The sequence below is a fragment of the Lysinibacillus sp. fkY74-1 genome, from assembly GCF_053165895.1.
In genome coordinates, this window is the sequence record NZ_CP170173.1 from 2,944,341 (window position 1) to 2,968,933 (window position 24,593).

Below are 24,593 nucleotides of genomic sequence, written 5' to 3' on the forward strand. Positions count from 1 at the left end.
TCAATTGTCCCTACCCCAAAAGTATTAAATTTGCAGAGGGTTTTAGGCTAATATCATAGTGATTTCCTATTGGAGGCATTAAACTATATGATACTTTCCTTATCATTCAACCATGACAATTTCTCATCTACTATAAGCATATTTTAATCCCATCTCCTATTTGAAAATTGCTCGTAATAATTATCAATATCTTCCTGTCTTAGTATTTTCATATCGTAATAAAGACTATCAAGAATATTTTCAGCAATCTCTCCATCTTCTGCACTACCTATATTTTTTGCCAGAAGTTCTAACCCTGCTTTTATTAAATTCCTTATGTCTGGTTCAGACAGAGTACTATCATTATAAACTTGAATTATTAATTTTTTTATTTGTTCTTTGTTCTTTTTGTTTTCAATGAAATCTTCCTTTTCACTATTGAATTGCTTATTGTAGTAGTTCTTTAGAGAATTTCTAATTTTGTCGATTTCACTTCGATAATATATTTTCATAAAAATAATTTAACGACACCTTCCCTTTTTATGAATAATATAACACTTTTAGGTATTTCACCCTGTATTAGAACCTCAGCATCTTTAGTTGCAAATTTATATGCTGGATTTTTAAGAGGTTTACCTGTTTGGGGGTCAATTCCATTAGATACATCAAAAGTTTTGTTGGGGTCTAGCTTATCAGTATCAATAGCAATAATTGTACTTGAAGCCCTGAGACTCTTGGGCACCATTCAATGCTCTATAAACCGTTATATTACGACTAACAATAAAAACACATGCACATGGGTTAATACCATATACATGTGTTTTATTTCTCTGCTACATACTGTAGATCTCTGTACTGTACATATTTTTAGTAGCTGATAAAATCATACGATATAGCATCTGCTAACCATATCGTTTCATGCGCAAAATAAAATTTCACACCATTTTTATATGCATCTTCTGAATTGATTTTTAAAACTATAGGGGCAGTGTCTCTTCTTTTACCTACTAAAATAGCTGTATGAATGTCTTCAGATAAATAAACATATTGCCTTGTTTTTGGAACCAAGCCATTCTTTATTATTAAATCAAGAAAACGACGACTAGTTCCATGATAAAGTGTACTAGGTGGCTTCATTTCCTTTTTTTGAATTTTCATAGGAGTCGAATGCCATAAAATGCTCTTATTTTATCATCTAAAATTTCGTAACGCTTCTTTTCTGACTTCTCAATCATTTTTTTCAAATCATCAATCTCAATACGAGACCATTTATCAGATTTCTTAATGTTTCTAACAATTGATCAACTGAAACCCACCCATTAGCATCTAATTCTAATTCATACTTTCCCGGAGAATGGCGTAGAGCATATGCCACCTCTTTACTAAGTTTATCATAATTCATTTATCTTACAGCTCCTTGAAGCCTTAAATTCAACCTCTTTTCCATTACTTTTGTCCATCTGGCAATATTTTTTAGAGTAGACTTTTTACTCATAGATTTTATCCACATACAACATATTCGCCAAAAAGTTCCAATCAATATTTTTAGGTGTATCTAGACCAGAATTTTCATAAAATCCTTCCATATCTTCCATCCACCCCTCAATGGCTTGGAATGGAGGAACATCAATTGTTCTGAAGATGGAAGGTGGTACTCGACAAGTAATTTGTAAGAAAAAATAAAAGTAAAATTGTAGTAAAAATTGAAAGGGGAGAATTGTATGGATTGGTTTGACAAAATTGAAAGCGTTTCAAATAAGCAATAGTTCTTAGAATTTGTAAATTTATTATCAGCTGATTATAAAAAGAATAGAGATGAATGGGAGAATAAATCTATAGATTTATTCCTTAGTTGACATTTTACGCCATTGATCCTTCACCTGTCTTCTACTAGCCCAGTTTACTGGAATTTCATCAATATTTGCTAGTCTTAATGCCGCAACTCTTCTATGATCAAGCATCCATATCTTGCCATCTGTATCTTTCCAAACATTTACTGTAGGCTAATCACTTACTTTTTAATGATGCAGCATTTTCTAAAACTGTAAGTGGACCTGTACTATATTTTTGATATTGCTATGCATAAAATAAATTTCATTCGGATTTAACGAAAGAGGTTGAACTTCTGATAACTCAGCAAAATTACCTAGATTGTTTCTAGGAGAATTAGCTTTTCTAAATCTAGACACTTAGATACATTCATTAATGGTAACCATTATAGTGACTATGAAGAGAAATAATTCTCTTGAGGAAATTCATATTAAGAAATAAGAGTATGTTTAAAATATGCTATTCATTTATTAGAGTCAAAGTCCTGTCCCTACTTTCATAAAACGCAATCCATTAATTCCATTTTTTTCAATAAAATATTTAAAATTTTGTGTACAGAAATAAAAGTTGTTAATTCTAATATCTCTAAAAATAGTTTCATTTTCTATTTTTTCTAAATTAAATGTAATGTTTTCACCTCGCAACATTGCAAGAGATTCTTGCATATCTAAACCATCAAAATTAATTGCTGTTAAAACATTTGTTATATTTATATATATATAATCCTCTGTAATACCTTTGATTTTTATGGGGAGAGTTTCTATAATTTCTGAAAATTCATCAATAAAAAACTTTTCAAATTTCTTTTTTACTATTAATGTAGCTCCATAACAACGTGAATCAAAATCTAACAATTTTCCTCTATTCAGTTTATCTTCTGAAATACCAAATATCTCTTCGTTCCAATCCAGAGTAATTTTTTGCCCTGTAAAAGTTGAAAAAAGACGAACATAGTCCTTATTTAAAAAGGTTAAATCTTTAAAATCATCATCATTTACAAATCTATATACATTCATTTACAAAACTCCCTTTACCAAATTTTAACGTTAAATAATAAATCCGTCCGTCCTAATATTTTCTAGCTCGGCTAATACTGCTTCTTTTGCTTTTGCTCCACCAAAATGCTCCGCAGCCTCCAACCTATCAGCAACATTTCTAAAATAATCTTTAGTATGGATTATTCTATGATAAGCACCAGGTTGTATACTATTTGGATCCATGTTTTAAATAAATCCCATTATCTGCACTATTGACATCAATCTTATGCCTTTCTAGAATATCCCTAGCTCTTTATTAGTTTCACTAGCATCGCTAGGTTCATGCCACTTATGCAGAATCGTATTGCCATCCCATACGAATTCGTCAAAGCAGCTCGACAAATATTATCCATAAAATTGTGATTATCTAATATTCATATGGTAAAATTAAACAAAAAAACATTGGAGGAATAATAAAATGATGCCTTTTGAAGAGAACATGAGAGTTTGGAATGACACCTTAGAGGAAATTAGTCATCCTATTTATAAATCTATTTTAAATAACTTTCATACAGATATGATTCAAGAAATTTCCTTTAACATCAAAGCTGGTATTGTCCAAAAGGATTTAGTGTGGACGACTTAGATAACTTTCTTAATATCATTGTGAATTTTAATGAAAAACAGTTTGCAATATTAAAACTTACTAACTCTGTCTGTGAGCTAGGAGAATTAGCTTTTTTGAATCTAGACACTTCAGATACATTCATTAACGGGAATCATTATAGTGACTATGAAGAGAAATAATTCTCTTCATAGCATATTAGATAATATAAAAAAACATTGTAATACCTACAATTCAACGAATTCCGGTCGTTGGGTAATTCCCTCTTTGACAAACAGTACTCCTTTTATCTTTTCTTCTTTACATGCTTTTATAAATAATTCATCAACAATGATATTCCCTGTATATTCTTTCATTCTAACAATATGATGCCCTTCTAAAGAATGGGGAACATATTTTATAGTCAGTAGTTTGATTGGTCCGTCTAGTAAGGATTTTAATAATGGTCTATACTCCGATTTCTCGATATCTAAACAACGTACTAGATTTAATTTAACCATTACAAAAAACAATTCATTTCACCAGTGTTTGTAGGTGTTATTACTGAAGAAATCCACTGAATCTCATCCTAATTACTCAAACAGCTTCTTAGAGAAGATTAATGTAGTTCTTTTAAAGAATATGAAGAAGATGCCACCAGTTCAATATAACTATCATATCCTTTAACAATATAATGTTTCAAATTTAACCTATTTTTGGGATCGTACTTCATTATATTTTTCTGTAAATATTCTGAATCTACCACTTCATAAAATCCTGAATCTGGATGACGAAATCTTTCTTCATCTTTCTCCAAATGATCTCCAATTGACACTTCCTCAGAAATACAAAAACCATTATAATTAGATTCATCGAAATTTAACGTTACGCATTTAACTTCCGCTACAATTGAAAAAATAATTTCTATGCTAACACATGTATTGTCTATACTCTTTAATGGTATAGCACCAACTTCAATTTTTACGCCACCTGATTCTGTATACACTAACTCTAAATCAGTAGTAGATATTTTGAAATTAAAATTTACTGGCTTTAAAGTGAACATCTTAATACCTCCCAATTTTTTAGCCTAGACAATTTGTAACATTCTTAACAAGACCAGAACCGTCTTTATTCCTTGTTATAGATATTGTTTTAGATGGTGGTCTATTTTTTATATCAGCGACTAGAAAACTAGGAACTTAATCATATGGAACAAAGATTGCGTGTTCTGGAAATTTGCCTCCTTCAGCCAATGTAGCCAATCCTCTATTATTTAATGTTACTAATTTTTACCTGTTGCAGGATCGATTGTATACGAAATTAAAAACTCATTAGGATTGATTCTACCGAGACTAATATCTTTGGCAACATCAAGTATTGGCCTACCAACAATCGAATCATTAGCTTGGGATCCAATTGTACTAAAATTAGGTGCTATTCTATTTTGACCAAAATGTATGTCTCTTGGAAATGGGGTTATTTCACCAAATTCAAAAGGGTCAAAACTACTTAAACCTAGCGGATCAACCGTAATATTAGGATTCCCAACATACCCATACAACGTTGGATTATTTCCTGCTAGTCCAATTGGATCAGAATGGGTATATATACCCTCACTTGCTGAATAATAACGGAATCGATTATAGTAGAGTCCAGTTTCTTTATCTTCATTCTGTCCTTGATAACGGAATGGAATAAAATCTCTTGCCCCAATGAAATGTTTAACTCGTCCATAAATATCAAGCTCACAAGACCAAATTTGCTTTCCTTGTACATCATATGCTTCAAAAGGGGTACCAAGGTAATCTCTGATAATACTAAAAACACCTTCTCTTGAGATTTTAGCTATCGGAGTAAATGACTTATTATCGTATATCCATGTTATAAAGGATTTATGCATATATGATAAATCTTCTGAAGTTCTATTCCACTCATGCAGAATCGTATTTCCATCCCATACAAAGTGAGTAGCCTTATCTTCAGAACTCTTCTCTATTCGCCTACCTAATGAATCATATTTGAAAGTAACTTCCGTATTATCTGGCTTAATGACCTTTGCCATTAAGGCCACTTTTGTATGGTTATCCTTTGCAAAAATAACTATCGTCATAGGCATTGTACTTTAGTTGAACGCCGTTACCCTTTTAAACTAATAATTGTAATCTCCTTGACCACCAAAAGACCTAATTATACTTAATACTCATTGCTAAAACAAAAATAATAGAAAACAGACACATTATGACTTTAAAAGTCATGGCGTGTCTATTTTCTATTTGAACATGGGCTTTGTAAGTTTCCTTTTGAATCATGTTTCACATTGCTTGCAGATGCCTTCGTAGCACTGTTTATACATGTATAGCCACCATCTGCAACCCATTCATGCTAAATCATTTTTCCGTCCCACAAAAAGTAGTTTCCGAACAAAATTTTATTGATTCAAAGAGAATTTGGCCAAATCCACAAGAGAGATGGTTTCTTCTTGTTTTTGATACCACTCTTCTTTAATCAAATTACTTGCTATTTTCTTGTATTCCTCAGTTATCAGCCCAAAAACCGAAGCAACATAAAGCAAATACTCTACAGATTGGGCATCTCTTTTTTTATATTCATCACAAATCAATTTTAACACATAATCCGAACGCTTAAACTCATCAGCAGTGTAAAGATAATCTAGATAAAACTCTTCAATAAAATCTCCTTTTGAAATCTCATTCTTAAAAAGATTTAAAATCAGTTCAGATTGTCTTTCAGTAAACAGACCACATATTTCGAGCTGTTCCATCGCATTTCTTTTAATTGTTTCATTGTTAGATTTAGAAAGAGACTTTAATTTTTCAATAGAGTCAGGGCTGTTTATATTACCCAGACCCCAAATACATTTTACAGCTAATGCAAAATTATCATCGTAATCAAGGTATTCAAGTTCATGAAATACAGCTTTATAAAGCGATTCAACAGCGTTTAATGGCTTTAGTTTTGATAATGTAAAAGCAATGTCTTCATGAGATTTGTGCCAATCCTCTTCAATAAGACTACATAGTACACTTGTATAATTTAAAGTGAACAAGTCAAATTTGGAAGCAACATATAACATCCATCTAACAGCTTCCACATCTCGAATTTTATAAGCTCCATATAGTAATTTTAAAACATATTCAGAGACTATACCGTTTGGAAAAAAAGCATCTATAAATTCTTTCTCAGTAATTTCATTCAACCATAATTTGCGAGCCATTTCTATCTCCATCCCTGTCTATCTCCTTCCGCATACCTTAAAACTCTCAATATTGTCATTAAAAATTTCTAGACCTTTTCCTTTTCCTAGTCCTATATTAATATTTGGATCCTCCAACTTAAACAGAACATTATTAGTGTTCCACCCCTTTTTCGCTTCAGGCATGTTAGGGTATAACGCTCGAAGATCTTCACCTTGTCCCCTCACTCCAATTCCTGCTAAAAGTTTAGTTGTTCCATCTTTAACATTAATTTCTACAGAAACCCCTTTATATCCCTCAGCAAACTGCTTAGTTGGTGAAATAAATATTTCACCTGTAGCAGGAATCCTGCCACTCTTTACAAGGCGATTATAATGTTTTTCCGACATTGTTCTATAATAAGTCTCAATCAAACCAAAAGGGTCAGTCCATAGTAATGGATTGCCAACGTATCCATAAAGCGTAGGATTCCCACCCGCAAGCCCAATCGGGTCAACCTGCGTATAATTCCCTTGCTCTGGGTCGTAGTATCGGAATCGGTTATAATACAAGCCAATTTCTACATCTTCATACTGTCCTTGATAACGGAATTGAATAAAGTCTTTCTCACCTGTAAATTCTTTCACTCTACTATATACATCAAGTTCAGCTGATCAAACCTTTTTACCCTCTACATCATAGGCTTCAACAGGTGTTCCTAGATAATCACTAATAATACTGTAATGACCTTCACATGTTATTTTTGCAGAAGGGACAAAGCCATCATTAAATACCCATGTAACTAGATTGTTTTGTAATTCAGGCTTGATCTGTGACTCAACTAAATTTTCTCGTTCAACTTCATCATTTTGCGTGAAATACTCATGGAGAATTGTTTTCCATATTTCTTGAAATCATTGTAGTTAAAAAGGGCAAAAATCCCTTTAGTGTGATTTTTTGCCCTTCAGAATTGATATTAAGGTATTTCTTTTATTATATTTTTTTAGAATACTAATTTAAACTATCTTTGCCACGTTAAAGTTATATCTTTCATCTTCCCGTGGATCATTAAAACCTTTAAATTCGTTTACTTTTTTAAGAGAAAACAAAAAACCAAAGTTTGAATTTGGATAATCTAATTTCTTCTTACGTACGTATCCTTTTATAGATACGGAATATTTACCAGAAGAAACACTGTATCTAAATCCGGAATATAGTGTTTTACCATCTAATGTTTCATAAGATACTTCATAATTTCCTAAAAATTCATTTTTATCAAATTCATAAAATGAACCAATATCTGCAATCCATAATGAATCTTTAACTTCAATATTAAAGTCATGATAAACGAATTTTTCTTCCCATTCATCGTCAAATGACTGATTACAATTTTCAAGTTTGATAATATACTCTATAGAATTTATAGGTAAAAAAGGTATCCAAATACCATTTTCAAGTGAAGCTAAATAACGATTATGATTATCCTGAAAATTTTTTAAAATTTTTTTTGTTCTAACTTTTTCTTTCTTTAAAAAGTCTTGCAGGACTTCTATTGAAAATAAACAAATTCCGTAACTTCCAGTATCTAAAATTCTATCCATTATAACATCTCCTTTTTTTCTATTTACAAGGGATTTTTCCATTAGAATGTAATTCTTTTAATTTCTCTAAAGCTTCTGCAGGAGTTAAATCTTTAAATAACTTTTCTTTTGTGTATGGGATTTTTAAATAACCTTTAACGTCAATGTCTTTGTATGCTTTAGCAGCTTTTTCAAAAAATTCATCTGTTGTACCAGTAAATTTTGAACCATGATAAGGTATTCCATCTTCTATAAGCTTTCTATGCAATTTTTTGTGAAGTTCTGCCGTTCCGGCTCCTTCATCTGGATACCAAGAAATTGAATGAATTTGACTTAACTCTGAAATGTCTAAAGCCTTTGCTATAGATCTCGGCATCAAATGATGTCCCATACCAGTATCCAACAAATCTGAATATAAACCAAATTTATCAATATTGTTATTTGTATCCCGGACATAACCATACAAAGTAGGATTCCCACCCGCAAGCCCAATCGGGTCAACCTGCGTATAATTCCCTTGCTCTGGGTCGTAATATCGGAATCGGTTATAATACAAGCCTATTTCAATATCTTCATACTGCCCTTGATACCTAAACGGAATGAAATCTTTCTCACCCGTAAATTCCTTCACTCGTCCATAAATATCAAGTTCAGCTGACCAAACTTTTTTACCCTCTTCATCATAGGCTTCAACAGGTGTTCCTAGATAATCACTAATAATACTGTAATGACCTTCACTTGTTATTTTTGCAGAAGGGACAAAGCCATCATTAAATACCCATGTGACTAAATTTTCACTGTCTAGTTCAGCCAAATCATTCCGTGAATCAAACTCATGTAGAATCGTATTCCCGTCCCACACGAATCTTATCGTTTTTTCGTCAGAACTTTTCGCTATCCGTCTACCTAGTGAATCATACTTGAAAGTAACTTCTGTGAGATCAGGTCGAATGACCTTCGACATCATCCCATTGCCATAATACTCATACTTCCACGTATCACCATTCTTTTCAACTTTCTCTACGAGATTTCCTTCTTCATCATAAGAGAATTTGGCATCTTGTGTTTCTAGTAGTCTACTACCTGCGCCATAGATACGATCTTTTTTATCTTTTGTTTCATATAGATTGCCGACATCATCGACACTGCGGTATAAGAAATCAAATTGACGACTGTCTTGATTGGCCCATACGAGATTACTAAATTCGTCATAGCCGTATGTCACTTTTACACCTGTTAGCTCGTTGACCATGCTGCGTAATTGGTGATTCACATCCCAATTATACACGCGTCTTCGCGTATCGCGGTTTTGACTACTTACGCGATGGTGTGTCGGTCTACCAGTTATATCATATTGCCATTTACTAATGACATCCCTGGTAGGGTTCTTTCAATCTCTTGTCCGAGTACATTGTACTGCATCGAGGCTGTCCACTGAGCTTGCTCAGAGCGAGAAGCTGTCATTTGCAAGACATTGCCCAGCTCATTACGCGTGACATCGATTTTGGCACCGAGGCTACTTGTTATCTGTGAACGATTGCCTAACTCGTCATAGCTACTAGCAATTCAATGGTCGTTTTGCCACTCTTTGATGACTTGTCCAGAAGGGTCTCGTCGCATCATATTCTAAATAAACGTTCTGAAAGATTACACATGTAAGACGATACAATACTACTCACCTGATGATTAAGGTTATACACTAAAACATAAAAACAATTCCCTTTCTAAAGCAAAAAATATGAAAAGAAAGAGCTTAAAGGCTCCTCTTTACATATTTTTGAGAGTAATATGAGATTGATAATTTTTTTATTTCTTCATCTATATACTCCATCCAAGCGGTTCATATTGTGTATTTGTATCTTTTACATATCCATACGAAGCCATTCTGCCACTTAACCCAGTCGGACCTATCTGTGTGTACGTGCCAATGCTGGGGCCATAATAGTGGAAGCGAGATTAGTTTTTAGGGATAAAATAAGCAATGTGTTTGAAATATCAGGAAATAGAGAAGGAATATATTACTACTAATAATAAAAACACATGCACATGGGTTTTTACCACATACATGTGTTTTATTTCTCTGCTACATATTGTAGATTTCTGTACTGTTAATATTTTTAGTAGCTGATAAAATCATACGATATAGCATCTGCTAACCATATCGTTTCATGCGCAAAATAAAATTTTACACCATTTTTATATGCATCTTCTGAATTGATTTTTAAAACTATAGGGGCAGTGTCTCTCCTTTTACCTACTAAGATAGCTGTATGAATGTCTTCAGATAAATGAACATATTGCCTTGTTTTTGGAACCAAGCCATTCTTTATTATTGACTCAAGAAAACGACGACTAGTTCCATGATAAAGTGTACTAGGTGGCTTCATTTCCTTTTTTTGAATTTTCATAGGAGTCGAATGTCCATAAAACGCTCTTATTTTATCATCTAAAATTTCGTAACGCTTCTTTTCTGACTTCTCAATCATTTTTTTCAAATCATCAATCTCAATACGAGACCATTTATCAGATTTTCTTAATGATTCTAACAATTGATCAACTGAAACCCATCCATTAGCATCTAATTCTAATTCATACTTTCCCGGAGAATGGCGTAGAGCATATGCCACCTCTTTACTAAGTTTATCATAATTCATTTATCTTACAGCTCCTTGAATCCTTAGATTCAACCTCATTTAATTGCTTTTATCCATTTTTTCATCAGCTATTCTAAGTCCATCTAGCAAAATAAGATTGTATTCTTGAGCAACAATTTCAAAAACTTCATCATAACATTCAAGAAAATAATGCTTATATTCCTTTTCAACCAGTGACTCTTGCTGATTCAAAAAGTCGGAATCAATCACTTCACAAAAACAAGTATCCAATATATTTTCATTAAAATAATCAAGAGCACAAAGTCCAAATTTGACTACATTTTTAAAAATGAAAGAAATATCAATGTATCGTTCTTCTGTCGAAATATTTGATGCCAACTCTGTTGCTAAATTTAATGAAATTTCAACTTCGCTTGGAAATCGATCAATATTGAACTTTTTTAAAATCAACGCATCTCTAGCATCTATTACACCAATTGTTGTATCTATAAATATGGTTTTCATAATGCCCTCCATTTCTTTACCTAAGGGCAACGAATTTCAATTGTCCTACCGGCTGTCTTAGTGCTAAATCGTCTATTTAAATTAATATTCCCTAAATTTTCTTTAGTCGCCCATATGGAATTCACCTTTGAATTAGCCTCTCTAGCAGCATGTAGCCTTCTATTATCTACCGTGAAAACATCGTTCGCTCCTGCCCCTTGCTTTAATAATCTATCTTGAACTTTCGGCGGAAGATCTGCTAATTTCACAAGTCTTATTGGTTCTACCTGTTTATAATAGTTTGGATTATTTTTTAACTGTTCTATCAAAACATTAGGGCTAGAATTATCGCCAAAATTTGCACCAATAGTATCTTGGCTAAAGAATATTTTAAATGGATCATCAATCTCCAACCCAAACGGATCGATAAACTTATTAGTATCTTTCACATAGCCATAGAGTGTAGGATTTCCCCCTACAAGCCCTATAGGGTCTATTTGCGTATACGTTCCCATGCTAGGATCATAATAACGCCAACGGTTATAGTATAATCCAGTTTCGTCATCTTCGTATTGCCCTGCAAATCGGTAAGGAATAAAGTCTCCTTCCCCTGTATAATCTCTTACTCTTCCATAAATGTCAAGTTCCGCTGACCAAACTAGATTTCCTTCTTCATCATAGGTCTCTACAGGCGTTCCGAGATAATCGCTAATAATACTATAATTACCTTCACTCGTGATTTTAGCTGAAGGTATTAACCCATCATTAAATACCCATGTGACTAGATTATCTGGTATTTCAGATTTGTTCTGTGACTCAACTTGATTTTCTAGTTCAGCCAAATCATTCTGCGAATCAAACTCATGTAGGACAGTATTCCCATCCCACACGAATCTCATTATTTTTTCATCAGAACTCTTCTCTATTCGCCTACCTAATGAATCATATTTGAAAGTAACTTCCGTATTATCTGGCTTAATGACCTTCGACATCATCCCATTGCCATAATACTCATACTTCCACGTATCACCATTCTTTTCGACTTTCTCTACGAGATTTCCTTCTTCGTCATAGGAGAATTTGGCATCTTGTGTTTCTAATAATCTACTGCCTGCGCCATAGATACGATCTTTTTTATCTTTTGTTTCATATAGATTCCCAACATCATCGACGCTACGATATAAAAAGTCGAATTGACGACTGTCTTGATTGGCCCATACGAGATTACTAAATTCGTCATAGCCGTATGTCACTTTTACACCCGTTAGCTCGTTGACCATGCTGCGTAATTGGTGATTTACATCCCAATTATACACGCGTCTTCGCGTATCGCGGTTTTGACTACTTACGCGATGGTGTGTCGGTCTACCAGTTATATCATATTGCCATTTACTAATGACATCCCCTGGTAGGGTTCTTTCAATCTCTTGTCCGAGTACATTGTACTGCATCGAGGCTGTCCACTGAGCTTGCTCAGAGCGAGAAGCTGTCATTTGCAAGACATTGCCCAGCTCATTACGTGTGACATCGATTTTGGCACCGAGGCTACTTGTCATTTGGGAGCGATTGCCTAATTCATCGTAGCTACTCGCAATCCACTGGTCATTTTGCCATTCCTTGATCACTTGTCCAGATGAATCTCGTTCTAGCTTGACGGTTACATGCTCGTTTTCCGTTTCTAGTAGCGAACCGTTTTTGTCATAGGCAAACGTTTCCCAAGTGCCATCATAGTAATCTGATCGAATGACATTTCCTAGCGCATCGTGCTGATACGCTGTCCAACGATTTCCTGGCCGTTGAATCCGTTGCACGAATCCTGCTAGGCTTCGCTCATACACTTTTTCCATGCTATCAAAGCCGTTTTCCTTGATAATATTGCCTTTGGTATCGCGTTCAAAGGTGTATGCTTCGCCTTTTTCATTGATCACAGCGGTTAATTGCTCCTCTGTATCGTAGGTAAATTGTACTTTCTTGCCACCTTGCTTTCGAGACGTTAGGCTACCAAGAATCGTGTAATCAAAGGCAACTTGCGTATGGTTATCCTTCGCAAAAATAATATCGTCATAGGCATTGTACTTTAATTGAACGTCGTTACCATCTGAAAGGTTGGCTCGTACAAGGCGATTTAAATGGTCATAACGGAATTTCTCTGTGGCCCCTAGTGGATTGGTCGTGCTAATGCAGTTACCTCGACGATCATATGTCCAGGTTGAACTTGTCCCGTCTGGCAATGTCACTTGACTCAAGTTCAGATCAGCATCATACGCTAAGCTTACCATATGACCCTGCGCATTTGTCACTGTCTCAATCAAACGATGCTCATTATAGGAAAATTCAGTCTTTGTACCATCTTCTAAAATCGTTGCCTGTAATGTCCCGTCTTCATTATAAATCCACTGACGACTGCCACCCTCTGGATCAACTGCCTGAATCAATCGATCCTTGTCATCATGCTGAGAGGATAATGTACTGCCATCTGCAAGCGTCATCTTTATTGGGTTTGCCCACTCATCATAGCTGAATGTTGTCACACGCCCATCTTCATCCACTTCTTGCAGTAATTCAAAGTCCTCATTATAGTCATAGCTGATCTCACTACCATCTGGATGAACAATTTTTGTACAGAGGTTATCTTCATTAAAATAATAATAGCTTTTATGGCCTAAGCTATTCGTAATTTCGTTATAGCCCTCGTGATATGTAAGCTCACCCGCAAGGACATTGCCATCTCCCCATGTTTTAATAACGCGTGCACCTGTTGTTGGACCATCATAGCGCCAGAAGAAGCTATTTTTATTGCGGTCTATTTTTTGCATCATTAAGTGATTGACATACTGGATATATGTACTTTGTCCTAATGCATCTTGGATTTCGATTAAATCTTGAACATCATTGTAAACATAGCGGACTAACACTTCACGACTCATTTGATTGCGTAAAGCAACTTCCGTCATTCTTCCCGCTTCATTGGTCGTAACGTCTAGTACGCGCCCTACGCTATCTGTTACTTGCGATAAGAAGCCTTTTGGGTTATAGGCAAATTGAATATGGTGGTCTTGCTCATTTCTTACTTCTTTTAATCGGTATGTCGTCTCTGTTGTTTGTTCAAATACATAAAGCAAGCGTGTATCATGCTCAAATAAATGATATTCCTTACCTGTATTTTTTAGGGTCATTCTATCTTTTTTATTAAAATATGGAAAATTTATTGGTAAAATTGGAAACCCTACTGCGCGACCATCTGTCACCACAATCCCAATCATATCTTCTTCTTCAAATATCTCTAAGGCTAAATCGTATGTAAAGTGCATACCATGACCTGACAAACCAACTCGACTACTATCACTGTACCAAGCACGTTCCCATGATAGTGGGATAGGTCCAGGTAGTTCAAAGTCGACACCTTCATAAATCATACGCCCTGTGATTAAATCAACCGGTTCAAAGCCTTTTTTACAGAATTTATCACTTAATCCTTTTGTACAATTAAATTTCTTTAATACCCCATGATTAAATTTCGTCAGCTCTGTTTTAGCCATAGCCTTCATACCGTCTACTGCCTTTGAAACAGCTAGCACTTCATCCATCGAGGCAATAACTTTATCCGCGGCTGTCTTCACGCCTTTAGAGCCTTTGTTCGCTAGTGCCGAAACTGTATCTAACGTTTGTGATACTTTTGTATAAGCCGCTTTCATTCCTTTTACTGCTTTTGAGGCATCCACTGCCTTATCCGCAGCCTTGGCGGTTTTACTGGCTGCCTCTGCTACTTTTGCGGCTTTATTGACCTTGTAAGCAGTTTTTGCTGCATCGCCCACTATTGGAACTGCGCCCACTAAGTTCATGGCTGCTCCCATATAGTCTCCTCTTGCCAAGCTAATACCTGCATTCGCAATATCTGCAATGGTCCCGATACCTGGAATAAATCCAGCGACATCTAACGCTAAACTAACATTATCAAGCAACTTACTAAAGAAGCCTTTTTTCTCTTTCTTCTGCTCTGCTTTTTGTGGGAAAATGACGTCCACTTTTGTTGTAGCTTCGATTGCTTCTTCATTTAGCTTAGGTGGTTGGCTTTGCTTCTCCGTACCCTCTTGATCTATAAGTGTACTAATTAACTGTGTGTCAGCTGCAAGGATTACATGACTTTGCTCCTTCGCTGAAATAGCAATCCATTCCTCCGCCTCTACAGATAGCTCTTTCATTCCACTCATTTCAAGTGTTTCATCTGCCGCTAGCATGATGGTACTGTTACTTTGAAATGTTACACCTTCCCCATCATCCATCTTAAGGTCCAAAACGCCATCTACTGCACTAAAGGTAATATCCCCAACACCTAATGTCATATCTTTTCCCGCGTTGGTCGCTAATGATTTCACGGTCGTGTCTGCCATTTTTTTCGTTTGTTTTTGTCCACCCTCAGGTGTGGCTGGATTGACACGTACCGAACTAATCACAATGGCATCTTCTTCCACAGCACTTGGAAAATGTAATTGGGCACGTGCACCTTTTTGCGGCATTAAATACATCACACCGTTAGCATCTGCTGAATAAGCAAACCAGTGCGCTTTTTCTTTCTCCTGTTTTTTATCGATATCTAAATGGATTTTAACGGTGTTTTGCGTGACATCAATAATCTTTCCTGTAAAAGCTGCCCCAATCAAATCTAAATTGCGTACCAATCGTTGGCGAATACTTTTCTCTGGTTGTGCAGTATATTGAAACTTTAATACACCATCATCAAGGTGGACTTCTCGAACTGTTATAATATAGGGCCTTCCCTTTAATTGCACCGAAGTGCCTAGCTCAAAGGCCTCTGTGCTTTCAAACTCACAAAATGTATAATCAGCTTCGCTTACATCCGAACCATCATTTTCTGTATTCAACCGATACGTATCTACATCCATACGTAATATGGAAGGAAGATGATCAATCGTTATGCTTTTCCTGCTTTGGGGTGTACCAAACCAGAATCGTGGACCCTTCCCTTTTAAATCAGGAAAAACAACCGCATGTAGATTGGAGGCCATTCTTTTAATAAATGCCCAATCCGTTTCCAAATATTGAATCGCAATATGACCAATGGTTTGACTATTAGAGGCATGATCAATGTAATCCCCATAAGGATAGGCCCCCACAATATTATCCATTAACTCCACATACGTCATATTCGCATCTTGAAAAGAACGTGAGCGCTTTTCAATATCCAGATTTGCTGTAAAAGATACTGCCTCTACTGTGACAGTGTGCACGCCTTGAGATGCCTGTAACTCTGCATTTTCAATTCTTCCTGAGAACAATATGCTCTTGTCTCGTCCAAATTTCACAACAATTTCATCTGTATGACTAACTCGCTGAATATACTTTTGCGCTTGCTCTTCAGCAATCATTCCGGTAAAGGACAACCTGGCATGATCATTACCTTTATGTTTTATTGTTAGCTTGTCTAAATGAATAAGTGGATAAGGCCATTCGACTACAAGATCCTCATATGTACTAATCATGTGGACTTCTTTTTCTCCTAGCGCTTTCATTACTTACCTCCTTTCAATCGATCTATTCTTTAAAAACCTTGTTTCGGTATTTCTAAGTCTTCTTGCCCGTCATGAACAATATCGATTTTGCCTCCGCCTGCAGAGCATTGCGTATGGCAACGATTAAGTAACGCTTGCTTGCCCTCGATATTGACATTTTCCATCCCTTCCATCCAGTCGATGGAGCATACAGGTGTACATGGTTTTTTCAACTTTAAGCAAACACCAAAGGTTGGGATGTTATCAGGGTTTCTATCACCAACATTCATAACTGCTTTCTCTTTAATATAAACACCATGATCTTGCGGCAAATTTAAATAATTGAGGTGGCTACCATGCTCACAGGCAATGATTGCGCCATGTACTACATAACTAAATTGCTCTTGTTCCGAACCTTCTGTCTCCAAATTTTCTACAACTTGAGCCATTAAATATCCTTCCCTTCCTATCATTTGTGATAAATTTCCGCTTTAGCACTACATAGCAGCAATGGTTTGGAATGATTAAAATTACTTACTCTCTTTCCTGTCTTACTCGCTGCAACTGAATCCCAAGAAAGGGGCGTCGCAATATACTTTCTGCCACATCTAAATTAATGATTGTAAAAGCTTCCTTATGGCTTTCAACTTGAAAAATACAATCCAATTCCACTTTCTTGGGGTCTATCACTAGCTCTTTTATTCCTCCGTCAGGATAATAAGCGGTTTCATGAGAAATACAGTCCTTCTTCACTATATCCATAAGCCAATACACGCGCTGTGTCCCTTTCTTGACATCCGTAAAGACAATAGCTGTAAAACCTAAGTTATCCTCGTATTTCATTAACAGCGCTTTTAAATTATCAGACACGATTCTTCGAGGCTTGTCTAAATAATCTAGATATACCGCATTCCCTTTTTCTACCACTTCGCCGAATACAGAAGAACAGACAAAGTTTTCATCGAGGTCCGTTTTCAAAGGGATGATTGGATTGAGAATGCTTAGATCTTGCCGAAGAATAAAATATTCCATCTTTTCCTCCTGTATCTATCATTGCTAATAAATCCAATGAACATCTTTCACCTGTTCTGCGCTAAATTGATATTTCTCTTGATCACGTTTAAAGAAGGTAGCCCCCTTTAAATTAGCACCTGTAAAATTGGCACCTTCAATCTGCGCAAAGTCAAATCTCGCATTTTCCAAATTGGCATTACTGAAATCAGTACCGAGGTAGCATGCCACTTCCCCTCCCGAAAGCCTTGGCTTTTTTCCTTGAGCATAACTAAAATTAGCGCTTACCAAATTGGCATTTCGAAAATCCGTATCTTGAATAGCTGCATAGGAAAAGTCAACATTCTCTAAACTACAATCTACAAAGCTAGTACCAACACAAATACTTTCCTTCAATGAAGACCCTGCTAAATCACAACTGTTAAAAATTGCGTAGGAAAAATCCATCTGGTTAAAATTTTTCTGTTGTAATGGTAGGTTTGAGAAGTTTTCGAATGTATACGTTTTGTCCATCTCTTTTTGCTCTAACCATGAGAGAAGGTTTTTATCCACCCGTTCTCGTTCGTCAATGATAGCAACATCCTCACTAACCCCTTTGTACTCACCAACACGAAATCGCAAGCACTCTGCTCGTTGAAAATGGAGTTCAGGTACGCTTTCCTTTTGATAGCGAAAAAGATAGCGAACCAATTGAATGATATACTGATGAAATAGAACTACTAACTTTTGAATAATCCCTCTAACATCAGCTGCTTGAATCATGAGATACGGTTTTCTTTCTTTCTCAAGCGTCTTTTGTAAATCAACCATTGCCTCACTAAGCCATGTTGCTTCATAATGTGCTGTACATTCGACCCAATCAAAGTACCATGCTTCACCATATGCCTCTAGCAAATACGTACACTTGTTTTCTAGTAATGAGGTTCGCAGCAAAGAGAGATGAATAAAGGCAATTGGTGCTAACTTTCCCTGTCTTTGCTGATTTCTAATATTCGCAAACAACTGTTCAAGTGAGTAAATGAGTGGTTGTAGCAAAATTTCCTTGTTTTGGCGAAACTGTCGATCAACTTTCTCTTGCAATCGGCTGACATGAACTGAAACGCATTCATCCATAAAATGCTGTAATGCTTCTTCTCGTTTCATGCATTCACATCCTTACTAATTTGCTCGCACTTCTGTTCCTTTAATTTCCATTTTATCTTCCATCTTGATTGAATTTTCTTTACAGGTCATCTCAATTTTCTCGTTCGCATTAATCATTATTTGTTTGGCATTAATGACCACTTTATCTGTAGCTTTTAAGTTAATATTCTTATCACTTATTATCGAAATACCATTATCATCCATCAGTGAAATCATCAACCCTCCACCCGATATAACAATCCGATCAGGTGCAAGTAGAATTTGTTTTCCATGCTTTGTTCTGAGTGTTTTTACATCTGGATCAGCCATACGTCCTGGATCTTGGCGACTATCCTCTGGTGGTGTAGCACTTGACCCGCCACCCCCATCTTGACTGGTTGGATTAGTTGCTGCTAACATCGTATTTGATTGTGGAGGCGCTTTTGAAACAGAGCTAATCGCAATCCCTTCATCCTCATGATTGCTTGGAAAATAGATTCTTACATTATCAGATAGCTCTGGCATAAAATACCAACCTGTGTTATCTTCTGATGCATAAATTGTTGAATATGGAAACCAATAGGCCGTATCCTTTTCTTGCCCCTCATCGAAATCGACATGAATACGAATTTTGTCCCCGGCAACATCAATTACCTTTCCTTGAATGGAAGCACCAATAATAGCTTGATTATAGGTAGTGTGGACACTGAAACCATTCCGAGGTGTTAACGTATAAATATGCTTGAACAAGCCATCTTTTAAAGTTGAAAAAATTTTATAAACATACAATTTTTTAGATTGGAAAGTAACTTCATTGCCTATTTTGAAGGATTGCAGCGATTCTACTTCATAATACATGTAGTCACTATCAGTAATACTTTCGAGATGATTTTTACTTGAGATAAGAAAATTGCCAATTGCCTTTTTAACCCGATAATTAATGGCCTCCATTTTCTTTGTGCTCCCAGCTTGAAATGGAATACCAAAATAAAATTTTGCAGATGAATGAACTGTATCTGGCACTAGACCTGTATGAAAACGCGAGGCCATTCGTTTAAGAAACTCCCAATCTGTCTCTATATATTGCATTGTAAAACGACCAATACTAGCTCCCTTTGTGACATGATCTATGAAATCTGCACCTTTTTGATCGGCAATACACACATCGATTAATTCACTGTATGGCATACTAGCATTTTGATAGGTTTGATTTTTTTTCTTAACATCTAGTAAATACGTATGTGAAACGGCTTTAACGTCCAAATAATAAGTGCCCATCACTGATTTCACTTGTACATCTAATGCTAACCCATTAAAAATAGGCTTCGATTGACCATTACCATCTATTTGCAATACCTCTATAGATGTTTCTGCATCTGTCATATATACATAGGAATCTTCGAGTTCATCTGGAATTACACCCGTTAAATGCAATGTAGCATGATCGTTCATTTGTTGCGTAATTTCGATTTGATGGACGCGAATGTTATAGGGCATCACGATCATATCTTTATATGTTAAGGCTGTTTCATTTTTTATCCGATCCATCAAACAACACCCTCTCCATCTAATTTATTCTGGATTGAGATAGTTTCCATCATCCCATAAGCAATAGGTTTCCAAATATTCATCTCTTTCTTCAAACAATTTATAGAGCCCATCGTCACATTTTCGCCTACTATAAACAAAAACATTAAATTATAAATCTTGTTATCTAGTGCAGGTGTTATGAAATCAAAGTAACCAATTTGGACATCGTTCACTTCATTAAAGCCGATATCCAACATTTTTGTTGTTGGCTGCATTTTTTGAAGTATCTCCATCATAGTCTGTGTGAAATCTTCTAACTCCTCTGCTTTTATTTGTTGTTCCATGATTTTCAGCGTGACATTAATAGATGTACTTTCACTTGTATAGATGTAATCGGGTCTTCGGCTGGACGGATATTTAATATCCATTAAATCAGATTCCATTACTTCAAAAGCGGCTGGAATACGCATTTGGATTTGCCCATCATAAAAGTCCATTTTCGTAAATTCGATTGTCTCATCTTCAATCATTAGCTGACCATCTTTAATCGCTTGAACAACGTCTGTATGTACCAATTGTTTTTCTAGGTTTTCCAATCGTTTCTTCTGCCGCGCTTGTTTCGTCATCTCAATGACTTCTTCATCCATGAAATTCATCTTTTACCACTCCTTTTAGTTCAGCTCCTGTTTATGCTTAAGCGTTGTTCACCAACTGAATTTTAGTCAATCGACTATCATACGCTTTGGTCGTTCTGGACTATGTCCTACTCGACGACCACCTTTTTTTGATTCAGATAATATCCGGTACAAATATTTATGAATTTGACTATTGGAAAACGCTTGAAATTCTAACTCTAATCGATTGCAAATATACATTTCAATGACATCTCGCTGTACCCGCTCCTGATTCAAACATTCAAAAGCAAAGGTAATATCATATACATTGGTTGGGCGATTTTTTAATAATTCCTTTGCGTAAAACTGTAAAACTTTAGGGTGGTATGTGCTTTCTTGTATACCTGCATACTGACAGTGCAGATAATTCACTGTATTGTATTCCGTGGCAAAATCTAAAAAATTATTTGGCTCGGATCGCAGCCTTGCTCCAGCCTTTAATTTAAAGCGGGCTATTTCTAATTCGTTTAGGGCAAGATTCAGAGACTCATCGAGAAAAATAGTGGCTGTAAAATCCGTGAAATCTAATTTATTCACTGCTTCAGCAAACTTTATTTTTATAATGGTTTCTTGCCCTGTTGCCTCATATGGAAGTTCATAGCTATTACGTAGTAAATAAAGCCTATTATTATGTTTAACGATCCCTTTTGTAATATGGATAATGGTATCTGCAATCGTAATATTGGCACCTGCTATAATGCCATTTGAATAATCCTGGAAATATAAATCTAAAAATTCCCTTGGATAATCGCGCAAGTTCTCCAGCATTTCTCTTTTTAAAATTCTGCCTTTTTGAAAATGTGGATATTGATTGGTAAACATCTGTCACTCACCTCTTTTATTTTTTGGCAGATGCCTACTTACTTTAATCCATCAAAGAAATCTAGCTCTGATAAATCTGTTTCAAAGGCAAAGAATTCCTTGCTCCCGATCATTAGCTGCTCCTCTTTCCTAGCCACTGGCACGACATGGAAGCCCCAATGATCCTCTCCTGCAAAGACAAAGAATTTAACCTCCCCATTGACGATTGAATCTGTTTCGTCCTGTGGAATTTTATCAAAATAATTCGATGCAATACTCTCATATAGCACAGGGACAAAATTCTCTTGACGATTAATATAGGTATACTTATATGCTGCTTGAGGATCGCTTCCAGTTAGGAAAAATTCAACCTCTGTGACGCCCCATGGACGGGAAATAGTTCCATGAATTTGATTCAGTCTCTCTAGACTACTAATCAGAAGCTTTTCCTGACGATTATGAGTAAATGCACTAACCGTATACGGTACAATAGGTGCATCATTTGTTACTTCCGTTTCGATCATGCCAATCTTTTTCGCATTTAAGTAGCGTAATGCGCCTCTTAAACAGGCGAGCTTTAATTCTGGCACTTTTCCAACGTTTTCAGCCTTTTGTCTAAATTCAATGCTACGACCTGGTACAAATTCCTTTAAAGCCTCTCGAAAAGCGTCAATTCTACAGGATTGCCCTGTCAGCTTAATAATGGAATATTCGCCAAGCATGCCACTTTCATAAAAACCTTCTAAAAACTCTCGTACAATATCATAAATATCCGCCTTGATTAGGTGGTTAATTTCTTTAATATTGAAATAAACGTTTGGATAGTCATAAACATCTTTAAATTGGTGGTTTTCTAATAGGGATAAACACCAGCGATCTACCGTTGTGATATTCAAATCACTATCTTGCTGTATATCGCTTTCTGAGTAAAAGCGACTCCTAAGAATACCGGTTTTTCGGAAAAATTCTTTCTTCATTTCCTCGGCCATTTCCCATAAGAAATAATGATTATTACGAACCCTTAAATACTCATCACGCGTATGATTTTCATATTCTTTAAAACGTGTAGGGATAATAGATTCAGCATCCTCAAATGTCTTTTCAAATTGCTTGTAAACCGCCTCGACGCCATAATCATCAACATACCGATAAATATCCTTCCCTGGAATATCAATTAGCGCATCGATGTCATAGGCATTTTTCCCACGACTATAATAATTCGCAAAGACAATTTTCATAAATTGAAAAATTCGATACGTAATATTATTACCACCAAAATTGGTATCCCCATTTTCATAGGTTGTATGAATATCAATTTTGTAGGAAATATGTCCGTCCTCTATTCGAAACTTACAGGATGAGAGGTCTGTTGTTCCCCCTCCACAATCGATTACTAGAGCCTTGTATTCTTTGCCATCCATAAAGCTCTGATTCTCTATTTGATTGGCTATCGTATTATAGAGCACTGCCATTCCTTCATCGAGAGCATGCTCAATTTCAATTTGATATTCAGGTAAAATGGCGTGAAACATATCTAAAAATTGAGTTTTCAGCTTAACAGGGCTTGAAATATGCAAATGTTTGAAGCGACATTTAAATTGATGCTCAGCCATTTGAATGATATAGAGTAAAAATTCTCTGAGGATTTGACTGCGTGGGATAACCGCTGTATTCCCATTCGCATCCATTATTTCCTCCAATTTCGCATAATTACTAACCCAACGTTTGATGCCCTGAAATTTAGTGGCTAATGATGTATAGCTATTTTTTTTCATAACCTTCAAGGCTTCATAGCCGAAATGATAGTTTATGTGATCAGCGTTCGAGCAATCTGCAACCGCAACCACTGTAGGCACAACTTCGATCCATTCTTTTTGGTGTAATGGATCTGGGAATTGTACAAAATTGATGCTATTGAGCGTAATTCTCTTATTTAAAAGATCATGGCTACAAGGTGATGAGACATAATCGCTATCCAAAAATACACCAGCTGTTGTATTGGTTGTGCCAAAATCAATGGCAAGAATGGCATTGGTTGTCTCTAATTGTTTCATCTCTAAATCTGGTATTGGCACTTTGTAGTAATGTAGATTTGTTGGAGGGAGTGGTGTCTCCTGATAATATGTTTTATAGATGTACTCTGAGTCTTGCTTTCGGAAAAAAATAAAGCTATAGTTCTTATTCTTTGTCTCGCGTATTCCTAGCGCTTGATCTGCCACTAGGTAATAGCAATTTGCTTTTTCATCGTCTTTTACGATATTTAGAATGCCACATAACTCAAAATGCTCATTTACTAGTAGCACATTAGATTCTACAAGAAAGCCACCTGTTTCAATGAGGTATTGATCTGGCTTATCTATTTTCATGCCTTTATAGAGATTCATTTTGGCAGGTATTTTAATATCACCATTATCTGAAAGTGGTGTTTTTAAATATTTTTGCAGTGCCTCCTCGACTCTTTCAAAGCCCCCATCTTGTTTTTCTTTAATCAATAGATGTTCTTCAGCTCCACGGTATCTTAAAATCTTCTCGATTAGTTCGTCCCTAGTTAGCGTATTAATTAAACCTGTTATGAGCTTTTCTTTATAACAAATATTTCTAAGCTGAAAAGTGGTCATCTCCATCAACTCTACACGTGTATAGGTCATATATTTCTTTTCTGTATAACGCTTATTCGCAT

At 35.7% G+C, this 24,593-nt stretch carries 23 protein-coding genes and 2 pseudogenes; 2 read left to right on the forward strand and 23 right to left on the reverse strand.

The window, feature by feature from the left end; genetic code table 11:
* Nucleotides 1-143: 143 nt before the first annotated feature.
* From ACE1MS_RS14420 to ACE1MS_RS14430, 3 genes and pseudogenes are all read right to left on the reverse strand, one after another.
* Entirely contained in the window at nucleotides 144-491 is a 348-nt protein-coding gene (locus ACE1MS_RS14420; RefSeq protein ID WP_200990496.1) for a hypothetical protein, read from the reverse strand.
* A gap of 355 nt (nucleotides 492-846) precedes the next feature.
* Nucleotides 847-1,381 (reverse strand): annotated as a pseudogene (locus ACE1MS_RS14425) (RNA 2'-phosphotransferase).
* 85 nt (nucleotides 1,382-1,466) lie between these two features.
* A complete protein-coding gene (locus ACE1MS_RS14430; RefSeq protein WP_447402971.1) occupies nucleotides 1,467-1,706 on the reverse strand; it encodes a DUF7660 family protein in 240 nt (79 codons plus the stop codon).
* A gap of 78 nt (nucleotides 1,707-1,784) precedes the next feature.
* On the opposite strand from ACE1MS_RS14430, the pseudogene ACE1MS_RS14435 reads away from it, so the two are divergent.
* Nucleotides 1,785-1,835: pseudogene (locus ACE1MS_RS14435) on the forward strand (hypothetical protein); the annotation flags it as partial.
* 450 nt (nucleotides 1,836-2,285) lie between these two features.
* Here the strand turns inward: ACE1MS_RS14435 and ACE1MS_RS14440 are convergent.
* Together ACE1MS_RS14440 and ACE1MS_RS14445 are read right to left on the reverse strand one after the other, a co-directional pair.
* Nucleotides 2,286-2,825, reverse strand: coding sequence for an imm11 family protein (locus tag ACE1MS_RS14440; protein ID WP_281487055.1), 540 nt, complete (start codon nucleotides 2,823-2,825; stop codon nucleotides 2,286-2,288).
* Between the two features lie 30 nt (nucleotides 2,826-2,855).
* Nucleotides 2,856-3,029 (reverse strand): hypothetical protein, encoded by a 174-nt coding sequence (locus ACE1MS_RS14445; protein ID WP_281487054.1) that lies wholly within the window; start codon nucleotides 3,027-3,029, stop codon nucleotides 2,856-2,858.
* A 235-nt stretch (nucleotides 3,030-3,264) separates the two neighbouring features.
* Here ACE1MS_RS14445 and ACE1MS_RS14450 point away from each other — a divergent pair, with 235 nt between their 5' ends.
* The gene (locus ACE1MS_RS14450; protein WP_447402431.1) at nucleotides 3,265-3,432 is read left to right on the forward strand and encodes a hypothetical protein; all 168 of its coding nucleotides are present in this window, start codon (nucleotides 3,265-3,267) and stop codon (nucleotides 3,430-3,432) included.
* Nucleotides 3,433-3,638: 206 nt separating this feature from the next.
* On the opposite strand, the gene ACE1MS_RS14455 is transcribed toward ACE1MS_RS14450, so the two are convergent.
* The 18 genes from ACE1MS_RS14455 to ACE1MS_RS14540 form a co-directional block, all read right to left on the reverse strand.
* On the reverse strand, nucleotides 3,639-3,923 hold the full coding sequence (locus ACE1MS_RS14455; protein ID WP_447402432.1) for an imm11 family protein: 285 nt from the start codon (nucleotides 3,921-3,923) through the stop codon (nucleotides 3,639-3,641).
* Nucleotides 3,924-4,009: 86 nt separating this feature from the next.
* Nucleotides 4,010-4,456 (reverse strand): hypothetical protein, encoded by a 447-nt coding sequence (locus ACE1MS_RS14460; protein ID WP_447402433.1) that lies wholly within the window; start codon nucleotides 4,454-4,456, stop codon nucleotides 4,010-4,012.
* 219 nt (nucleotides 4,457-4,675) lie between these two features.
* On the reverse strand, nucleotides 4,676-5,455 hold the full coding sequence (locus ACE1MS_RS14465; protein WP_416277577.1) for an RHS repeat domain-containing protein: 780 nt from the start codon (nucleotides 5,453-5,455) through the stop codon (nucleotides 4,676-4,678).
* Between the two features lie 366 nt (nucleotides 5,456-5,821).
* Nucleotides 5,822-6,640, reverse strand: coding sequence for a HEAT repeat domain-containing protein (locus tag ACE1MS_RS14470; protein ID WP_416277575.1), 819 nt, complete (start codon nucleotides 6,638-6,640; stop codon nucleotides 5,822-5,824).
* 6 nt (nucleotides 6,641-6,646) lie between these two features.
* Entirely contained in the window at nucleotides 6,647-7,234 is a 588-nt protein-coding gene (locus ACE1MS_RS14475; RefSeq protein WP_447402434.1) for an RHS repeat-associated core domain-containing protein, read from the reverse strand.
* A 369-nt stretch (nucleotides 7,235-7,603) separates the two neighbouring features.
* Nucleotides 7,604-8,188 (reverse strand): hypothetical protein, encoded by a 585-nt coding sequence (locus ACE1MS_RS14480; protein ID WP_447402435.1) that lies wholly within the window; start codon nucleotides 8,186-8,188, stop codon nucleotides 7,604-7,606.
* A gap of 19 nt (nucleotides 8,189-8,207) precedes the next feature.
* Nucleotides 8,208-9,440, reverse strand: a complete 1,233-nt coding sequence (locus ACE1MS_RS14485; RefSeq protein ID WP_447402436.1) for an RHS repeat domain-containing protein — start codon at nucleotides 9,438-9,440, stop codon at nucleotides 8,208-8,210.
* A 71-nt stretch (nucleotides 9,441-9,511) separates the two neighbouring features.
* The gene (locus ACE1MS_RS14490) at nucleotides 9,512-9,637 is read right to left on the reverse strand and encodes a hypothetical protein (protein WP_447402437.1); all 126 of its coding nucleotides are present in this window, start codon (nucleotides 9,635-9,637) and stop codon (nucleotides 9,512-9,514) included.
* A gap of 647 nt (nucleotides 9,638-10,284) precedes the next feature.
* The gene (locus ACE1MS_RS14495; RefSeq protein ID WP_036116838.1) at nucleotides 10,285-10,821 is read right to left on the reverse strand and encodes an RNA 2'-phosphotransferase; all 537 of its coding nucleotides are present in this window, start codon (nucleotides 10,819-10,821) and stop codon (nucleotides 10,285-10,287) included.
* Between the two features lie 39 nt (nucleotides 10,822-10,860).
* Entirely contained in the window at nucleotides 10,861-11,286 is a 426-nt protein-coding gene (locus ACE1MS_RS14500) for a hypothetical protein (RefSeq protein ID WP_447402438.1), read from the reverse strand.
* A gap of 20 nt (nucleotides 11,287-11,306) precedes the next feature.
* The gene (locus ACE1MS_RS14505; protein WP_447402439.1) at nucleotides 11,307-16,796 is read right to left on the reverse strand and encodes a DUF6531 domain-containing protein; all 5,490 of its coding nucleotides are present in this window, start codon (nucleotides 16,794-16,796) and stop codon (nucleotides 11,307-11,309) included.
* Between the two features lie 29 nt (nucleotides 16,797-16,825).
* On the reverse strand, nucleotides 16,826-17,224 hold the full coding sequence (locus tag ACE1MS_RS14510; RefSeq protein WP_051891603.1) for a DUF4280 domain-containing protein: 399 nt from the start codon (nucleotides 17,222-17,224) through the stop codon (nucleotides 16,826-16,828).
* Nucleotides 17,225-17,309: 85 nt separating this feature from the next.
* Nucleotides 17,310-17,807, reverse strand: coding sequence for a serine protease (locus ACE1MS_RS14515; protein WP_207889277.1), 498 nt, complete (start codon nucleotides 17,805-17,807; stop codon nucleotides 17,310-17,312).
* Nucleotides 17,808-17,831: 24 nt separating this feature from the next.
* Nucleotides 17,832-18,929, reverse strand: a complete 1,098-nt coding sequence (locus tag ACE1MS_RS14520; protein ID WP_447402440.1) for a pentapeptide repeat-containing protein — start codon at nucleotides 18,927-18,929, stop codon at nucleotides 17,832-17,834.
* 15 nt (nucleotides 18,930-18,944) lie between these two features.
* Nucleotides 18,945-20,456: a phage baseplate assembly protein V gene (locus ACE1MS_RS14525; RefSeq protein ID WP_447402441.1), complete on the reverse strand. Its 1,512-nt coding sequence runs from the start codon at nucleotides 20,454-20,456 to the stop codon at nucleotides 18,945-18,947.
* Nucleotides 20,456-21,094 carry a hypothetical protein gene (locus ACE1MS_RS14530; RefSeq protein ID WP_207889279.1) on the reverse strand — a complete coding sequence of 213 codons (639 nt, stop codon included), beginning with the start codon at nucleotides 21,092-21,094 and terminating at the stop codon, nucleotides 20,456-20,458. Before ACE1MS_RS14530 ends, ACE1MS_RS14525 begins: the two co-directional genes overlap by 1 nt.
* 66 nt (nucleotides 21,095-21,160) lie before the next feature.
* Complete coding sequence (locus ACE1MS_RS14535) at nucleotides 21,161-21,934, reverse strand: DNA and RNA helicase (RefSeq protein ID WP_207889280.1); 774 nt, start codon at nucleotides 21,932-21,934, stop codon at nucleotides 21,161-21,163.
* Between the two features lie 38 nt (nucleotides 21,935-21,972).
* Nucleotides 21,973-24,561, reverse strand: coding sequence for a molecular chaperone (locus tag ACE1MS_RS14540; protein WP_447402972.1), 2,589 nt, complete (start codon nucleotides 24,559-24,561; stop codon nucleotides 21,973-21,975).
* Nucleotides 24,562-24,593: the final 32 nt, after the last annotated feature.

What these genes read in the sequence shown, in the direction of transcription:
- ACE1MS_RS14495 (WP_036116838.1), bottom strand. Translation starts at nt 10,821, where the DNA reads ATGAATTATGATAAACTTAGTAAAGAGGTGGCATATGCTCTACGCCAT.
- ACE1MS_RS14445 (WP_281487054.1), bottom strand. Translation starts at nt 3,029, where the DNA reads ATGGATCCAAATAGTATACAACCTGGTGCTTATCATAGAATAATCCAT.
- ACE1MS_RS14500 (WP_447402438.1), bottom strand. Translation starts at nt 11,286, where the DNA reads ATGAAAACCATATTTATAGATACAACAATTGGTGTAATAGATGCTAGA.
- ACE1MS_RS14530 (WP_207889279.1), bottom strand. Translation starts at nt 21,094, where the DNA reads ATGAATTTCATGGATGAAGAAGTCATTGAGATGACGAAACAAGCGCGG.
- ACE1MS_RS14450 (WP_447402431.1), top strand. Translation starts at nt 3,265, where the DNA reads ATGATGCCTTTTGAAGAGAACATGAGAGTTTGGAATGACACCTTAGAG.
- ACE1MS_RS14520 (WP_447402440.1), bottom strand. Translation starts at nt 18,929, where the DNA reads ATGAAACGAGAAGAAGCATTACAGCATTTTATGGATGAATGCGTTTCA.
- ACE1MS_RS14480 (WP_447402435.1), bottom strand. Translation starts at nt 8,188, where the DNA reads ATGGATAGAATTTTAGATACTGGAAGTTACGGAATTTGTTTATTTTCA.
- ACE1MS_RS14525 (WP_447402441.1), bottom strand. Translation starts at nt 20,456, where the DNA reads ATGGATCGGATAAAAAATGAAACAGCCTTAACATATAAAGATATGATC.
- ACE1MS_RS14515 (WP_207889277.1), bottom strand. Translation starts at nt 17,807, where the DNA reads ATGGAATATTTTATTCTTCGGCAAGATCTAAGCATTCTCAATCCAATC.
- ACE1MS_RS14465 (WP_416277577.1), bottom strand. Translation starts at nt 5,455, where the DNA reads ATGGCAAAGGTCATTAAGCCAGATAATACGGAAGTTACTTTCAAATAT.
- ACE1MS_RS14505 (WP_447402439.1), bottom strand. Translation starts at nt 16,796, where the DNA reads ATGAAAGCGCTAGGAGAAAAAGAAGTCCACATGATTAGTACATATGAG.
- ACE1MS_RS14440 (WP_281487055.1), bottom strand. Translation starts at nt 2,825, where the DNA reads ATGAATGTATATAGATTTGTAAATGATGATGATTTTAAAGATTTAACC.
- ACE1MS_RS14470 (WP_416277575.1), bottom strand. Translation starts at nt 6,640, where the DNA reads ATGGAGATAGAAATGGCTCGCAAATTATGGTTGAATGAAATTACTGAG.
- ACE1MS_RS14540 (WP_447402972.1), bottom strand. Translation starts at nt 24,561, where the DNA reads ATGACCTATACACGTGTAGAGTTGATGGAGATGACCACTTTTCAGCTT.
- ACE1MS_RS14460 (WP_447402433.1), bottom strand. Translation starts at nt 4,456, where the DNA reads ATGTTCACTTTAAAGCCAGTAAATTTTAATTTCAAAATATCTACTACT.
- ACE1MS_RS14510 (WP_051891603.1), bottom strand. Translation starts at nt 17,224, where the DNA reads ATGGCTCAAGTTGTAGAAAATTTGGAGACAGAAGGTTCGGAACAAGAG.
- ACE1MS_RS14420 (WP_200990496.1), bottom strand. Translation starts at nt 491, where the DNA reads ATGAAAATATATTATCGAAGTGAAATCGACAAAATTAGAAATTCTCTA.
- ACE1MS_RS14535 (WP_207889280.1), bottom strand. Translation starts at nt 21,934, where the DNA reads ATGTTTACCAATCAATATCCACATTTTCAAAAAGGCAGAATTTTAAAA.